This is a genomic window from Methylobacterium sp. CM6246, assembly GCF_054818005.1.
In genome coordinates this window covers 4,657,231-4,671,912 of sequence record NZ_JBTXKY010000001.1, presented here as the reverse complement: position 1 = coordinate 4,671,912, position 14,682 = coordinate 4,657,231, and the positions used below count along the sequence as shown (strand labels likewise).

12 protein-coding genes are annotated in these 14,682 nt (G+C 70.4%); 5 read left to right on the top strand and 7 right to left on the bottom strand.

From position 1 onward, the window contains the following. Nucleotides 1-17: 17 nt before the first annotated feature. From ACYQPG_RS22585 to ACYQPG_RS22565, 5 genes are read right to left on the bottom strand one after another with little or no spacing between them, the layout of a single operon-like run. On the bottom strand, nucleotides 18-935 hold the full coding sequence (locus ACYQPG_RS22585; RefSeq protein ID WP_419830268.1) for an NmrA family NAD(P)-binding protein: 918 nt from the start codon (nucleotides 933-935) through the stop codon (nucleotides 18-20). After that, nucleotides 932-2,074, bottom strand: a complete 1,143-nt coding sequence (locus ACYQPG_RS22580; protein ID WP_461231801.1) for a M20/M25/M40 family metallo-hydrolase — start codon at nucleotides 2,072-2,074, stop codon at nucleotides 932-934. Before ACYQPG_RS22580 ends, ACYQPG_RS22585 begins: the two co-directional genes overlap by 4 nt. Beyond that, entirely contained in the window at nucleotides 2,071-3,540 is a 1,470-nt protein-coding gene (locus ACYQPG_RS22575) for a M81 family metallopeptidase (RefSeq protein WP_461231800.1), read from the bottom strand. Before ACYQPG_RS22575 ends, ACYQPG_RS22580 begins: the two co-directional genes overlap by 4 nt. A gap of 34 nt (nucleotides 3,541-3,574) precedes the next feature. After that, nucleotides 3,575-5,932 (bottom strand): penicillin acylase family protein, encoded by a 2,358-nt coding sequence (locus ACYQPG_RS22570; RefSeq protein WP_461231799.1) that lies wholly within the window; start codon nucleotides 5,930-5,932, stop codon nucleotides 3,575-3,577. Continuing rightward, on the bottom strand, nucleotides 5,929-7,473 hold the full coding sequence (locus tag ACYQPG_RS22565; RefSeq protein ID WP_419831066.1) for an acetolactate synthase large subunit: 1,545 nt from the start codon (nucleotides 7,471-7,473) through the stop codon (nucleotides 5,929-5,931). The genes ACYQPG_RS22570 and ACYQPG_RS22565 overlap by 4 nt, the downstream gene beginning before the upstream one ends. Nucleotides 7,474-7,680: 207 nt before the next feature. Here ACYQPG_RS22565 and ACYQPG_RS22560 point away from each other — a divergent pair, with 207 nt between their 5' ends. Both ACYQPG_RS22560 and ACYQPG_RS22555 read left to right on the top strand, forming a co-directional pair. Continuing rightward, nucleotides 7,681-9,282: an ABC transporter substrate-binding protein gene (locus tag ACYQPG_RS22560; protein WP_461231798.1), complete on the top strand. Its 1,602-nt coding sequence runs from the start codon at nucleotides 7,681-7,683 to the stop codon at nucleotides 9,280-9,282. Nucleotides 9,283-9,287: 5 nt separating this feature from the next. Continuing rightward, the gene (locus ACYQPG_RS22555) at nucleotides 9,288-10,679 is read left to right on the top strand and encodes an amidase (protein WP_147907317.1); all 1,392 of its coding nucleotides are present in this window, start codon (nucleotides 9,288-9,290) and stop codon (nucleotides 10,677-10,679) included. 559 nt (nucleotides 10,680-11,238) lie between these two features. Here the strand turns inward: ACYQPG_RS22555 and ACYQPG_RS22550 are convergent. Next, nucleotides 11,239-11,928 (bottom strand): sigma-70 family RNA polymerase sigma factor, encoded by a 690-nt coding sequence (locus ACYQPG_RS22550; protein WP_147907318.1) that lies wholly within the window; start codon nucleotides 11,926-11,928, stop codon nucleotides 11,239-11,241. Nucleotides 11,929-12,128: 200 nt separating this feature from the next. On the opposite strand from ACYQPG_RS22550, the gene nthA reads away from it, so the two are divergent. Genes nthA through ACYQPG_RS22535 form a run of 3 tightly spaced genes read left to right on the top strand, consistent with a single transcriptional unit; the run spans nucleotide 12,129 to nucleotide 13,758 of the window. After that, nucleotides 12,129-12,782, top strand: coding sequence for a nitrile hydratase subunit alpha (gene nthA / locus ACYQPG_RS22545; RefSeq protein WP_147907319.1), 654 nt, complete (start codon nucleotides 12,129-12,131; stop codon nucleotides 12,780-12,782). After that, nucleotides 12,779-13,438 carry a nitrile hydratase subunit beta gene (nthB, locus tag ACYQPG_RS22540; protein ID WP_419830263.1) on the top strand — a complete coding sequence of 220 codons (660 nt, stop codon included), beginning with the start codon at nucleotides 12,779-12,781 and terminating at the stop codon, nucleotides 13,436-13,438. Before nthA ends, nthB begins: the two co-directional genes overlap by 4 nt. Further along, a complete protein-coding gene (locus ACYQPG_RS22535; protein WP_419830262.1) occupies nucleotides 13,435-13,758 on the top strand; it encodes a nitrile hydratase accessory protein in 324 nt (107 codons plus the stop codon). The genes nthB and ACYQPG_RS22535 overlap by 4 nt, the downstream gene beginning before the upstream one ends. Here ACYQPG_RS22535 and ACYQPG_RS22530 read toward each other — a convergent pair. Continuing rightward, complete coding sequence (locus tag ACYQPG_RS22530; protein ID WP_419830261.1) at nucleotides 13,746-14,621, bottom strand: MBL fold metallo-hydrolase; 876 nt, start codon at nucleotides 14,619-14,621, stop codon at nucleotides 13,746-13,748. The genes ACYQPG_RS22535 and ACYQPG_RS22530 overlap by 13 nt on opposite strands. Nucleotides 14,622-14,682 lie beyond the last annotated feature (61 nt).

Genomic DNA, 14,682 nt, shown 5'->3' with positions numbered 1-14,682 from the left:
CTGCGACGCGGCGTCGGCTACCGGCCCCGTCGCCGCGCGGCCTCCGTCAGAAAGGCCTGGACCGTGGTCCAGCGCAGGTCCGGGTAGCGGGCGTTGTCGAGCGGCGTGAGCCGCGCCCGCCCCTCGAACATGTCGCGCAGGTACTGCATGCCCTGCCAGGGCGGGAACACCGCGCCCCGCCCCGGCGCCAGGGTGCGGGCGACCCGGATCATCAAGCTCAAGGTCCCGAGCCCACCGGCGCGCAGGGGCCGGTAGCGGGTGCCGAAAACATCGCCCGCCGTCTCGGCCAACGTGCGGGCGCTGAGGCTGTCGCCGGCGACGCGCAGCCAGCGTGGCGCCTCGGGGTCCAGGGCTGCCCGGGCCGTGAAGCCGGCGGTGTCGTCCTTCGTGGTGAAATCGAGGATCTGGTCGGCGCTGCCCCAGCAGAGCACCCGGTGCGGACGATGGAGGATCAGCGGGGCCTGCCCGTCGAGCAGTTCCATGAATGCGCCGCTGAGCACCGAGGTGGCCTGGATCGGCGCGGCGTCGAGCCGGGCCTGAAAGGCTCGGCGGAGGTCGAGGTTGCGGTTTCCGCCGGGCGCGGTTTTCGCATAATCGATCGCGAAGTCGGACGGGATGAAGCGCGGGACGCCGGCCCGGACCGCGCCCTCGAGCAGGGCGGTCTGCGCGTCGATCACCGTGCCGCTCAGACCGTTGAGCGCCGAAACCACGCAGCCGGCGCCAACGCAGGCTGCCTGCCAGCTGCCCGGGCGTCCGGGGCCGGCCTCCACGATGCGCGCGCCGAGGGCCGTGAGCGGTGCCGTCCGGGCGAGATCGGTCCCGGGCCGGACGATGGCGGTCACAGGCGCACCCTCGCGCCGAAGGGCCCGCACGATCCGCAGTCCGAGGTCGCCGGTCGCGCCGGCGACGACGACCGTCACGGGGTCCGCGCTCACGGCTGTCCCACGGCGCCGAGATTGGCCAGCAGAGCCGCGAACAGGCGCGCCCGCCGGGGCAGCGTCTCGATCAGCACATGCTCGTCGAGGGTGTGGTAGCCCTGGCCGAGCGGCCCGAGACCGTCGAGAGTCGGGATGCCGTTGGCGCCCGTGAAGTTGCCGTCGGAGCCGCCTCCGGCGCTGCGGTGGGGCAGGGTCTGGCCGAGAGATTCGCTCAAGGTGCGCGCCTGCTCGTAGAGGGCCATGCAGCCGGCATCCGGCTCCCAGACCGGCCGGGTGACGCCCCGGGTGACCGAGAAGTGGACGCCGTCCTGCTCGCCCGTCAGCGCCAGCATCCGCTCGACCCCCCGGTCGAGGTCCACCTGGCGCTTGGCCATGCTCAGCGCTTGGCCGCGGCACAGGGTCGGGACGCAATTGACCCATTGCCCGCCCGAGACGATCCCAGTGGAGAAGGTACAGTCGGCGTCCGACATGGCGTCGATCGCCAGGATCATCCGCGCCATGGCGCGGATCGCCGAGCGGCCCTCAAGCGGGGACGCGCCAGCATGGCTCGGGCGGCCGAACGCTTCGAGGTCGAAGCGCGCGATGGCGTAGCGCCCGGTGACGACGCCGTTGTCGGCTTGGCCGGGCTCGGGCACCAGCACGATTGCGTGGCGGGCAGCCTCGGCCTCGATCAGGTCCCGGGTCGAGGGGCTGCCGACCTCCTCGTCGCCGGTGAACAGGAACGTCACCGGCAACGGCGTCTCGATCCGGGACGCCGCCAGGGCCCGGATCGCCGCGAGCGCGATCACGTTGCCGCCCTTCATGTCGAGGATGCCCGGCCCATAGGCACGGTTGCCCTCGATCCGCCAGGGCAGGCTCCCGAGGGTGCCGACGGGATGCACGGTGTCGAGATGCCCGAGCACCAGGATGCCGGGCCGGTCAGGATGCCTGTGCGGGAACCGGGCGCGGACGCAATCGCTCAAGCCCATCGATCCAGGAATGGTCTCGACCGCGGCCCCGGCGACCGCGAGTTCGCGCGCGGCCAGGCCCATCATGCGGTTGACCGCGGCCGCGTCGTGGGTCGGGCTCTCGCATTCCACCCAAGGACGCAGCGTCGCCAGGATCGCGTTGGCATCGAAAGACAGGTCCGGGGTCATCGGGCGCCCTCGGCGAAGGGATCGGCAACCTTGGGCCAGTAGCGGTCCGAGCGCTTGGTGTAGGGAATCGCACCGTAATCGGGCGGGACCGCGCCAGGGGCCGCGACGTAGCGGACCTCGCTCGCGATCGGTGCGAAGGCGGCATAGAAATGCTGCATCGATTTCACCACCACGATCCGCTTGTCGTCGAGGGTCAGCCCCAGCCCCGCGAAGGCGTCGGGCGCGAAGGCCTGCTGGCGGATATGGGTCAGGACCACGTGGATCCCGTCGGCCTCGACCCAGGCGGCGGGGCCGAGGTGGGCCCGGCCGCCGCTGAGGCCGCCCTGGCTGTGATCCTCGGAGAGGCCGCGCACGGTGATGCGCAGGTCCACGGGATCGCCCGAGGTCACGCCGCACTTGCCGCCGATGCGCAGCACGAAGGACGCGCCGAGCCCGGCCTCGTGGCAGATCCCGACCGCGCCCGGATCCCAGATCAGCCCGAGTGCCACATCTTTGATACCGCGCTCGGCCAGCCGCGCCAGGATCGCGGTGTTGTCCGAGGGCGCTCCGGCGCCGGCATTATCCGCGAAGTCGGCCAGCACCATCGGGCGCGGGTCGCCGGAAGCGAGCGCGGCGTCGATGGCGGCATCGATCGTATCGCAGCGGCTCGCCGCCGCCTCGCGCATCGCCCAGACTGCGCCGGCGAGTTCGTTCGCGAGCGCCTGCGCCTTGGCGGCATCGCCGTCGGCGACGACCAGCATCTTGGCGCCGACATCCGGCACGTCGCCCCATGGGAAGCCGTGCCCGAAGGAGACCGACAGGATGCCGTCCCGGCCCTCCAGGGCCTCCATCCGGCGCACGAAGCCCGCGACCGGCTCACGGGTGGTGCGCCACATGTTGACCATCCGGCAATCGGCATACGCCATCACCGGGCGGATGTTCTTCGCCACCGTGCGCATCACCAGCGGGTAGAGGTCGCGGGCGCGGTCCACGATGTCGGTGTGGGGGTATTCCTTGTAGATCACGATGATGTCGGCGCTCCGCCGCATCGTCTCGGTCAGGTGGCAGTGCAGGTCCAGCTCGAGGCCGATCGTGACGTCGGGCCCGACGATGGCGCGGACCCGCTCCAGGGTGTCGCCCTCGCAATCGTCATAGCCCTCGGCGACCATGGCGCCGTGCATGAACAAGAGAACGGCATCCACCGGCATCGCGGTCCAGAGATCGTCCAGCAGCGCGTCGCGCAGCTCCTCGTAAACGGCGCGCAGGGTGATCCCCCCCGGCTGCGCGAAGGTCGAGACGCTCTCGACCACCTCGTGCCCGTCCGCCTCGGCCAGCTCGCGCCAGGCCTTGAGGCCGATATTGCTGAGGCGGGGCGGGTTTTTGCTGCCGTCGCGGCGGGCATAATCGGCCAAAAAGGCCGCCCGGCCAGTGGGCAGCGGCGCGAAGGTGTTGGTCTCGGTGGCCAATCCGGCGATGAAGATCTTCAAGGTTTTTCGGTCCCCGTCTTCGACCCGCCGCCGGTCAGGCGGCGGCCGGGCTCAGCGTGATGATCGTCTCGGTGGCCGCCTCCACGGTCGCGCGGCCGTAGAGCATCGGCACATGGTGCTGGCGCCCCCAGACGGGAGCCAGGTCGCCGTAATGCGGGCTGCCCGGGTCCCCTGACTGTCCGGGCACGTTGATGAAGACCGAACGGTCCCAGTCACCCACATCCACGACCATGCGGAACGAGGCACCGTGGGTCAGCCGGAACGTGTCGGTCCGGTACTCCGCGTGCATGACCGATGCCGCGGCGCCGCCGATGGGCAACGGACCGACATCCCAGTCCAAATTCGGCCGCAGCGGCGAGAGCGGATGCGCGAACAGGGCCTGGTGCAGGCGGCCCCAGGACCAGGTTTCCGGGTCCTGACCCATGCGAACACGGCAATCCCGGAACGCGGCGCCTAAGGTCTTGATGAGGAGAGCGTCGCGCGTGGCCGGCTCGAGGCCCGTCTCCAGCCGCTCGATCAGGCTCTGCGTGTCGCCGGGCGGCAGCAGGCGCTGCGTCTCGGCATCCGGCACCAGTGCCTTCAGCAGCGCCGGGCGCAGGTGGCGGGCCCAGACCACCTCGATAAGAGCAGCCGCCGCGGAGTTCTCGTGCAGCGTCCCGTCGAACGCGGCCAGCAGGGCCCGGGCCGCGGCGACGTCGGGATCCGACACCGCCCGAAGCGCGCGGAGCAGCCCGGCGAGCCGTAGGGCCGGCTCGGATAGCGCGTCGCCCTGAAGGGCCTGGGAATCCGCCAGGCTGTGACGGGTCTGACCGTCGAGCACCGCCCGGATGCGGCGGGCGCGCCAGGGCTCGGCCCACTCGAAACCGACCTTGCGGGTCTCGGCGGGAAAGTCCGGCGGCAGGTTCATCTCGTTGGCGGTGGCAAGGTAGCCCTCCGGCGGGTCGATGCGAGAGGGCAGGGTGGCCGGATCGTGGAATCCGGCCCAGTCGTAGCGGCCGTCGCCCGGCACCGGCAGCAGCCCGTCATGGGACGGCCGAACCGGTGCCTTGCCGGCCATGAACCAGGCGATCCGCCCGGTCGCGTCGGCGTAGAGCTGGTTGACGGAGGGGGCCGACCAGTGGCGCAGGGCCTGCCCGAACGCCTCCGGGGTCGTGACGCCGAGATAGGCGAGACTGCCGAGATAGGCGGCAGCGCCCGGATCGGACCAGACCGTGCGCAGCGCAAAGGCGCGTCCGCCCGCCTCGCGGAGCACCGGACCATGCCGGGTGAAGCCGAGCACCGAGGTCTCGTCCGGGCCGCCACGCACCGGGATCGTCTCGATGACCCGCTCGATCCGCTCCCAGCCACCCTCGTACTTGTAGCGGTCGGCGTCATCGGGATCGGTCTCGCAGACGAAGAGATCCTCCTGGTCCATCGGCGCGATGGTCAGGCTGAAGGCCGCATGGCCGTTATGGCCGATCGAGATACCCGGCAGCGCCGGCTCGCCGGCCCCGATCACGTCGAGCCCCGGCGCGGTGAGGTGGACCGCGTAGCGCAGCGAGGGCTGCAGATAGATCCTGTGCGGGTCGCTCGCCAGGATCGGGCGGCCGGTCTCGGTGCGGGAGGGCGCCACCACCCAGTTGTTCGAGCCTTCGGCCGGCTCCCTCGGGGCGGCGCGCGGCCCTCGCGTGACGGCGCCGTGCGCATCGACCCTGGTCCAGGCCCAGGCTTCTTCGCGCGTCGCCGCCATCCGCTCGGGCGTGAACCCGACCGGGGCGGTGGCCAACCGGAAAGCGTCGAGGAGATCGTCAGGCCAGCCGGCGGCGTCGATCCCGTCCGGGATGACCGGATCGTGCGGCGGGCTCATCCGCTTGCGCAGGTCGTCGGCGGCCAAGCCGGCCTCGCGGGTCTCGGCCCTGGCCAGCACACGCGCGCGGGCGACTTCGGACAGGACGTTACGCACCAGCCCATGGCTGCGGATTCGGACCACGTCTTCCGGAAGCCATCGCGCCGGGCGCGTGTCCGTCAGGGCGAATTCCGGCGGCAGCAGCGCCGGCCGCGCCTCGGCCAGCGCCACGAAGGCGTTGATCCCGTCCGCGAAGGCCGTGACGATCGCTTGCGTGTCCTGCGGCCCGTAGGCGGCCCACTCGTCCGCCATGTCGCCGCGATACAGGAACAGCCGGGCGGCGCGGTCCTGGGCGAGGTAGCCCGGCCCAAAATCCGCCGCCAGCAAGCCGAGGCCGCGCTTGCGCCAGAGGTCGAGCTGCCACAGCCGGTCCCGGGCGGCGTTGAAGCCCTGGGCCCGGAACGCGTCGAGCGTCGTTCCGGCCCGGATATGTGCCAATCCCCAGCGGTCGACCCGGATTTCCACCGGGCCTTCCAGCCCGGTGAGCGGGTAGGTGGTGCGGCTCACAGAGCCACTTCGATCAGGTGCGGGCCGGGATTTGACAGGGCGTGCTGGAACGCCGCGATGAAGTCCTCCAGCGTTTCCACCCGCCGGCCCTCCACCCCGAAGCCCTTGGCGAGACTGACCCAATCCAGGGCCGGATCGTCGAGGCTCAGCATGCCGATCGCCTTGGGGCCGGGATTGAGCGCGCCGACATTGGTGAGTTCCGCCCGTAGGATCGCGTATGAGCGGTTCGACCAGACCAGAGTCACGACATCGAGCCGCTCGCGGGCCTGGGTCCAGAGCGCCTGCACGGTGTAGAGCCCGCTGCCGTCGGCCTGGAGGTTGATCACCTTGCGGCCCGGGCAGGCGATCGCCGCCCCGGTGGCCATCGGGATGCCCAGCCCGATCGACCCGCCGCTGAGCTGCAGCCAGGAATGCGGCGCCGCATCCCGGGTCAGGGCGAAGAAGTTGCGGCCCGTGGTGATCGACTCGTCGCAGATCACCGCGCCCTCCGGGATCAGCGCGCCCAGGACCTGGCCAATCGTGTCCTGGTCGAGGGGCCCGGAGGTGGGAAGCTTCGGACGCGAGTTCACGGCGACAGGCGCGGCCGGCGGGGCTTCCACCGCCTCGGCCAGCCGCTCCAGTGCGTCGATCTGGTCCTCCTCGGGGGCGGCGAGGGTGATGGTCGAGGCTCCCTCCGGCGCGAGAAGGCTCGGCTTGCCCGGATAGGCGAAGAAGCCGACCGGCTGGGTAGCGCCGATCAGGATGATGTGGCGGAAGCCCTTGAGGGCCTCGATCGCCTGATCGATCGGGTAGGGCAGGCGCTCGATCGGTACGGTGCCGGCGCCCCGGTCGATCCGGGCGTTCGAGGTCATCGCCATCAGCGTCGCGCCGGTCTTGCGGGCGATCCGGTCGGCGATGACCCGGCCCTCGCCTCGCACCGCCCGGTCGCCGAGATGCAGGAGCACCGGTTCGCCGCTGGAGAGCACGGCGACGGCGGCCGCGATCGCGGCCTCCTCGGCCTTGGCCGGCTCGGGGATCGCCGGCACAGGCGCGATACCGATCCCGGGGTCCCACGCGGTGTTGGCCGGCAGGACCAGGGTCGCGACCTGCCCCGGCGCGGTGCGGGCGGCAGCGATGGCGGCGGCGCCGTCCGCGCCGATCTCGGCCGCGCTCATGCCGGTGTGAACCCAGGACGACATCGGCCGGGCCAGCCCCTCGATGTCCGAGGTCAGCGGCGCGTTGTACTCGCGGTGGTAGGTGGCGTGCTCGCCGACGATGTTGACGACGGGGGTGCGCGCCTTCTTGGCGTTGTGCAGGTTTGCCAGCCCGTTGGCGAGACCCGGCCCGAGATGCAGCAGGGTCGAGGCCGGCTTGTCGGTCATGCGGGCATAGCCGTCCGCGGCGCCGGTGGCCCCGCCCTCGAACAGGAACAGCACGCAGCGCATGCCCTCGACCCGGTCGAGCGCCGCCACGAAATGCATCTCGGACGTGCCGGGATTGGTGAAGCAGACCTCGACCCCGCCGGCGACGAGGGTCCGAACCAGGCTCTCGGCCCCGTTCATCGTGGTTGGCGTCCCATCACTCACGGGCAGCTCCCTTCCGGTCCGGCTCGAGCGTCCGGCGAATCGCATTCTTTATTATCGTGGCGCAGCCCGTGCCGAGCGCAAGGGCCGAAACGCGCGTTGCCCGGTCATCGGGCGCCTGGACTATCGCACGATCTGGCGCGAGATTTGCCGCTGGCGTCCCGCAACTTCGACGAACGGGATCCGATGAAACTTCGCCGCCTGATTGCCGCCTCCCTGGCTGGTTCCTTCGCCCTGGTCCCCGCGGCCCGGGCCGAGAGCGTGCTGCGCATCGCCATGACGGCCTCCGACATCCCCACGGCCACCGGGATGCCCAACAACGGCTTCGAGGGCATGCGCTTCCTCGGCTACCCGATCTTCGAGGGTTTGGTGCAATGGGACCTGAAGAGCACCGACAAACTCGCCGGCATCATCCCGGCCCTGGCCGAGCGCTGGGAGCAGGATCCCAACGACAAGACGATCTGGACCTTCCACCTGCGACAGGGCGTCAGCTTCCATGACGGCACCCCGTTCAATGCCGACGCGGTGGTCTGGAACCTCGACCGCTACTTCAAGAACGACAGTCCGCAATTCGAGCCGCAGGGGGCCGGCATCTCCCGGGCCCGGGCGCCCCTGGTCGGGACCTACAAGAAGATCGACGAGTCCACCGTGCAGATCACGACCACGCAGGTCGCGTCGTACTTCCCCGACATGGTCGTCTACCTGCTGTTCACCTCGCCCCAATCGTTCGAGAAGGCGGGCCGCGACTGGGCCAAGGTCGCGGCGCTGCCGGCGGCCGGCACCGGCCCGTTCAAGATCACCCGCGTAGCCCCGCGGGAATCGGTCGATCTGGCCAAGTTCGACGGTTACTGGGATCAGAACCGGATGGCCAAGGTCGACAAGGTCCGGCTGATGCCCATCCCCGAGGCGAATGCCCGGGTCGCCGCCCTGCGGTCGGGGCAGGTCGACTGGATCGAGGTGCCGGCGCCCGATGCGATCCCGTCCCTGAAGCAGGCGGGCTTCGCCATCACCACGGGCTCCTACCCGCATGTCTGGCCGTACATCTTCAACATCGGCGCCAAAGACAGCCCGCTGAAGGACGTGCGCGTCCGCCAGGCGCTGAACTACTGCGTCGACCGGGCCGCCATCGTCGAGCTGCTCAACGGCACGGCCGAGCCGGCCTCGGGCTGGCTCAACGACAAGGACCCGAATTTCGGCGCGCCGAAGAACCGCTACGGGTTCGACGCCGCCAAGGGCAAGGCGCTGCTGGCCGAGGCGGGGTACTCGGAGAAGAAGCCGCTCAGCCTCAAGGTGATGATCTCGTCCTCGGGCTCCGGCCAGATGCTGCCGATGCCGATGAACGAGTACCTTCAGGAGAACCTGAAGCAGGCCTGCAACGTCGAGCTGAGCTTCAACGTGGTCGAGTGGCAGGTGCTGCTGAATTCGAGCCGGGCGCTGCCGGACGCCCCGGGCCTGCAGGGCTCGATGGCCCTCAACGTCTCCTCGCCCTCGTCCGACCCCAGCGTGATGGCGCGCTACTTCGCGGGCGACCGGTTCCCGCCCGGCGGCTTCAACTTCCCGAACTGGAAGGACGATGCGTTCGACGCCGCCCTGAAGGCGCTCGCCGAGACCGACGACGCGAAGGTGATCGATGCGCAGACGGCGCTCGCCCACGAACGGCTGGTGGACAACCCGCCCTGGCTGTTCATCGTGCATGACCTCAACCCACGCGGGATGTCGAAGAAGATTCACGGCTTCGTCTCCCCGCAATCCTGGTTCGTCGACCTCACCCTCGTCAGCGTGCAGTGATCCCGATGGCAGATCTGAATCCCGTCGATGCGTCCGCGGCCGAACTCGCCCGGGCCATCAGTTCGAAGTCCTTGTCCCCGGTCGACGCTGTCGATGCGCTGCTCGGCCAGATCGAGCAAATGGAGCCCAAACTCCAGGCCTTCACGGAGGTGTTCGCCGCCGATGCACGCCTGGCTGCCGAGGGCGCCGAACGGGCGATCCGGTCGGGCCACGCGGTTGGACCGCTCCACGGCGTCCCGGTGGTGCTCAAGGATTTGATCGACCTTGAGGGCCGGATCACCATGGGCGGCTCGGCCGCCCACCGGGCGCGCCGGGCCGAGCGCACCGCGACCATCGCCCGCCGACTGATCGCACAGGGCATGATCGTGCTGGGCAAGACCCACACGGTGGAGTTCGCCTATGGCGGGTGGGGCACCAACCAGCATCTCGGCACCCCCTGGAACCCCTGGGATCTCGAGACGCCGCGCACCCCCGGCGGGTCGAGCAGCGGTACCGGCGTCGCGGTGGCGGCCCGGATGGCGCCCTGGGGCATCGGCACAGACACGGGCGGATCGGTGCGCCTGCCCGCCTCCTTCTGCGGGCTCACGGGCCTGAAGGTCACGGTTGGACGCGTCTCGACCTGGGGGATCGTGCCGCTGTCGACCACGCTGGACACGCCGGGCCCGCTCGCCCGCACCGTCGAGGACACCGCGCTCCTCTACGAAGCCATCTCGGGTCCCGACCCGCTCGATCCCACGACCCGGGGGATCGCCCCGGACGCGCCCTGGTCGATCCTGAACCGCGGCGTGCGCGGCCTTCGGCTCGGGCGCATGCCGGACGCCGAGCGGGACGGTGTCGCCCCCGACATGCTGCAGGCCTACGATGCGGCCCTCGATCTGCTGGCTCGGCAGGGGGCCGAGATCGTCGACGTCGTCCTGCCGTTCCGGTTCAGCGAATGCGTCGCCATGAGCGGCATCACCAACGCCGAGGCTTATTTCGTCAACGGCGCCCTCGCGGAAGACCCGGCCTCGCAGCTTGGCGACGCCGTGCGGGCCCGGATCCTGGCCGGCGCGAAGGTTACGGCTCAGGAGTATCTCAGCACGCTCCAGCGCCGGGCCGCGATGAAGCACGCCTACGCCGCCGCCCTCGACGGGATCGATGCCCTGCTGACGCCGACGACGGAATGCGCCGCCGTAGCCCTTGCCGAGGTCGACGAGGCGCACCTGCCGTCCCGGTTCACCCGCTTCGGCAACCTCCTCGACCTCTGCGCCCTGGCGCTGCCCGACGGCTTCACCGCCGCCGGTCTGCCGCTCTCGCTGCAGATCGTCTGCCGGGGTTACGACGAGGCGACGGCGCTACGGATCGGCCAAGCCTATCAGCGGGCGACCGACTGGCACCTGCGCCGTCCGCCGGTGTGAGGCCACGAACGATCGGCGCCTCATCGCTCTCCGGCTCCGCGGAGGAGCGCCATGCGGCAGGACAGCGTGAGGGCAGCGCGGCCGCACCGCGCTGAACTGACGATGCAGCACCAAGCGGCGCCGCGCACGATCTATCGAGGCAACCCCAAGTCCCTCCGATCCGGGCCGCAAGCGTTCTGACGGTCGGGATCTGCGGCTGGAGCCGCACGTGCAGAAAACCGATCTCACCGACGATACATAGACAGCCGGCCACGCGTGCCGGACCCTCTGCGAGGAGACCGAGCCACCACGTCGCCGCCACGCAAGCGAAGGCGAGGAAGCAGGCGGAAAGCGCAGCACGCGCGGGGTGCTTCCACCGCCCCTGCGCTGATCCGTCGTCGTCCTGGGATGTCGGAGCCATCTGCGGCTCCCGATAATGGAACCGCAACGATCCTGTACGATGAAATTTGGCGTTGACCTGAGCACCCAGGCCCATTCCGGGCGGGTCGCCGCTTGGTCGGCGCGGATGGTGACACGGCCCTTCGCGATACGGCCCCTCGAGCGGAGCGAACCCGCGCGCTCAGGCAGCCGGCGCCTGGCCCGACACCACGACGCCGAGTGTATCGAGCAGAGACGACCGCGCCCGGCTGACGCGGCTCTTCACGGTGCCGACCTGGCAACCGAGCTTGCTCGCGGCCTCCTCGTAGGTGTGGCCCTCGGCGCCGACCAAGAGTAGCGCCTGCCGCTGCGCCGCCGGGAGGGTCCCGAGCTGCTTCCAGACGACCTTGAGAGTGCTGGCATCCTCCTGGTCGGACAGGCTGGTCATCTGGCTCGCGTGGGTGCCGTCCACGTCCTCGACCTCGCGCCGGTTCTTGCGCAGCTCCGAGTAGAACTGGTTGCGCAGGATCGTGAACAGCCAGGCGGTGAAGTTCGTCCCGGGCCGGAACCGGGCCTGGTTGGCCCAGGCCTTCACGAAGGTCTCCTGCACGAGGTCGTCAGCCCGGCTGACGTCGCCGACCAGCGACAGCGCGAACGTGCGCAGCGCGGGAAGCGCCTTGATGATGTCGCTGCGGAAATCGAACGCCACGACCTGGCCGTGCGCCGCCACGGCCGCCTCGAAGCGCTCCATGAGAACGGCGAGCTGGGGTGGCAGCGGCTCCTGCTCGACGACCTGGAAATAGTCCCGGATCGGCAAGGCGAGATGCTGGCCGAGGATCGTTGCGTATCGAGGCGGGGTGCTGCCCGAGGGGTTCGATCCATCATCGATCATGCGCGTTCCCTGCGGTCGAAGACTTGGTATACTGGAATGGCTCTAACCCGGTATCTCGGCAATCCTGAACCGTTACCAAACGCTCCCGACAGCATCGGGAAATTTACGCAGACTTGCTGAATGCCGAAGACGGTCGTCGCACCCTCCCTGTGGCGGCCGGGCGCGCAACGATGCAGAATGCGGGTCGCCAGGAGAGCGGGATGAGCCAGGACGACCACGACCACCACCACGCCCACGACCATGAACATCCGCACGGCAGCGAGCTGTCGCCGCTCGAGGCGCGAGTCCGCGCCCTCGAGTCCCTGCTGACCGAGAAGGGCTACATCGAGCCCGCCGCCCTCGACGCCCTGGTCGAGCTCTACGAGACGAAGGTCGGGCCCCACGCGGGAGCACGGGTGGTGGCCCGGGCCTGGGTCGATCCCGATTATCGCGCCCGGCTGCTGGCCGACGCCACCCCGACGATCGCCGAGCTTGGTATCGGCGGTCGTGGCGGCGAGCACATGGTGGTGGTGGCCAACACCCCCGAGACCCACAACCTCGTCGTGTGCACGCTCTGCTCCTGCTATCCGTGGCCGGTGCTGGGCCTGCCGCCGGTCTGGTACAAGGCGCCGCCCTATCGAGCGCGGGCGGTGATCGATCCGCGCGGCGTGCTGGCCGAGTTCGGCGTCACCATTCCCGAGACCACGCGGATCACCGTTTGGGATTCCACCGCAGAGACCCGCTACATGGTCCTGCCGATGCGCCCTGCCGACACCGAGGGCCTTTCCGAGGAGGCTCTCGCCGCCCTCGTCACCCGCGATGCGATGATCGGCACGGGCCTGCCCGGGCTGCTTCCAGCGGAGATGCCCCTATGAACGGCGCCCAGGACCTCGGCGGCGCGCACGGCTTCGGGCCGGTGGTGCCCGAGCCAGACGAGCCGGTGTTTCACGCCGCATGGGAGCGCCGCGTCTTCGCGATGGCGATGGCCATGGGCTACACCGGCGCCTGGAACCTCGACGGCAGCCGTGCCAACCGCGAGTCGCTGCCGCCGGCGCACTATCTCGCGTCGAGCTACTATGAGATCTGGCTGGCGGCCCTGGAGAAGCAGATCGCCGCCACGGGCCTCGCCACGCCGGAGGAAATCACAGCGGGCCGGGCCTCCGCGCCGGCCAGGCCGGTGGCACGGGTGCTCGCCCGGGACGGGCTGGAGGCCCGCTTCCGGGCCGGCTTCCCGAGCAGCCGCGACCCCGCCGCGCCCGCCCGCTTCACGGTCGGCGACGCCGTCCTGGCCCGGAACATCCATCCGACCGGGCATACGCGCCTGCCGCGCTACGTCCGCGGGCGGCGGGGCCGGATCGAGCGCATCGACGGCGCCTTCGTGTATCCCGATACCAACGCCTACGGCGCGGGCGAGAACCCGACTTGGCTGTACACCGTCAGCTTCACGGCCCGGGAATTGTGGGGCGAGAGCGGCGACCCGGGCGGGATCGTCACGGTGGCGGCGTTCGAACCCTACCTGGAGGCGGCGTGAGCGTCCCATCGCCCAAAGCCTTCGCGGCCCCCTGGGAAGCGCAGGTCTTCGCCCTGGTGGTGTCCCTGCAGGAGGCCGGGCTGTTCACCTGGGCCGAATGGGCCGAGCGGATCGGCCGGGAGATCCGGCCGGACGACGGGCCCGAGCGGGCGGCCGATTACGGTGCGTGGCTCGCGACCCTGGAACAGATCCTCGCGCAGCGCGGGGTTGCCCCTCCCAGCAGCGTGGCCGCGCGGGCCGAGGCGTTCCTCCGCGCCGCCGCGGCCACGCCCCATGGCCAGCCGATCCGCTTGGAGAACGATCCGCTCTATCGGGCGTGATCCGTGAGGCCCTCGAGGGGCACCGGGGCGGCGTGGGGCCGGCCGGCCAATTGCGCGTCGATCAGCGCCAGAACCTCGCGCCGTCCGCAATTCTTCGCGGCTTCGAAGGGCGTCCAGGTCTGATCGAATTCGAACTGCGCGAAGACGGCGCGGTAGCGTTCCAGTTCCTTCGGCGTGAGCGGCACGCCGCGGACGAAGGCCTTGTGCGCCGAGATCGTCGTGGCCCGGCGCGGGTCGGCGGGGTCGAGCTCGAACTTCAGCGCGTCGCCGCAGAAACAGATCTTTCGGGCCCGGTCGAACAGGACGGCGTGGCCGTCGAAATGGCCGGCGGTGCGGTGCAGTTCCAGGCCCGGCAGCGGCTCCAGGACGTCGTCGTAGGGCCAGCTCACCTGCAGCGCCGCGCTCCAGGTGAAGTCGGCCGCGGGCAAGCACAACTCGGGGTCGAACCGGTCCTGCAGTTGCACGAGGGCGCCATAGGCATGCGGGTGTGAGGACGAGAGCACCTGCATGCCGCCGAGCGTCTCGATCTGGTCCAGGGCGGCCTCGCTGAAAACCGGGCAGCCCTCGAAGCCCATATTCCCGTTCTCGGTGCGGATCAGGTAGGCCGAGGGGCCGATGCCGGAGACCGGCTCGTTCCAGAACCGCCACACGCCAGGCTCCAGTTCCTGCCAGTGGCAGGGAAAGGCATCCTGCGCCTCCCGGGTCGTGCGGAATCGCCAGCCGTCCTGCGGCACCACGTGGCGGGCGTCGAGGCACATCGGGCAGGACGGGGGCGCCTCGAAATGGCGCTGCCAGAACCCGCAATTGTCGCAGGTGTAGGCGGGCAGGTTCAGGGCGCCCGCGAAGGGCAGATAGCCGGGCATCGTCTCGAGCCTCTCCTGGCGAATGGTCCCGGATTCCCAAAGGGCTCAGTCCTTTGGCCGG

What these genes read in the sequence shown, in the direction of transcription:
- ACYQPG_RS22580 (WP_461231801.1), bottom strand. Translation starts at nt 2,074, where the DNA reads ATGACCCCGGACCTGTCTTTCGATGCCAACGCGATCCTGGCGACGCTG.
- ACYQPG_RS22565 (WP_419831066.1), bottom strand. Translation starts at nt 7,473, where the DNA reads ATGAACGGGGCCGAGAGCCTGGTTCGGACCCTCGTCGCCGGCGGGGTC.
- ACYQPG_RS22560 (WP_461231798.1), top strand. Translation starts at nt 7,681, where the DNA reads ATGAAACTTCGCCGCCTGATTGCCGCCTCCCTGGCTGGTTCCTTCGCC.
- ACYQPG_RS22555 (WP_147907317.1), top strand. Translation starts at nt 9,288, where the DNA reads ATGGCAGATCTGAATCCCGTCGATGCGTCCGCGGCCGAACTCGCCCGG.
- ACYQPG_RS22550 (WP_147907318.1), bottom strand. Translation starts at nt 11,928, where the DNA reads ATGATCGATGATGGATCGAACCCCTCGGGCAGCACCCCGCCTCGATAC.
- nthA (WP_147907319.1), top strand. Translation starts at nt 12,129, where the DNA reads ATGAGCCAGGACGACCACGACCACCACCACGCCCACGACCATGAACAT.
- nthB (WP_419830263.1), top strand. Translation starts at nt 12,779, where the DNA reads ATGAACGGCGCCCAGGACCTCGGCGGCGCGCACGGCTTCGGGCCGGTG.
- ACYQPG_RS22530 (WP_419830261.1), bottom strand. Translation starts at nt 14,621, where the DNA reads ATGCCCGGCTATCTGCCCTTCGCGGGCGCCCTGAACCTGCCCGCCTAC.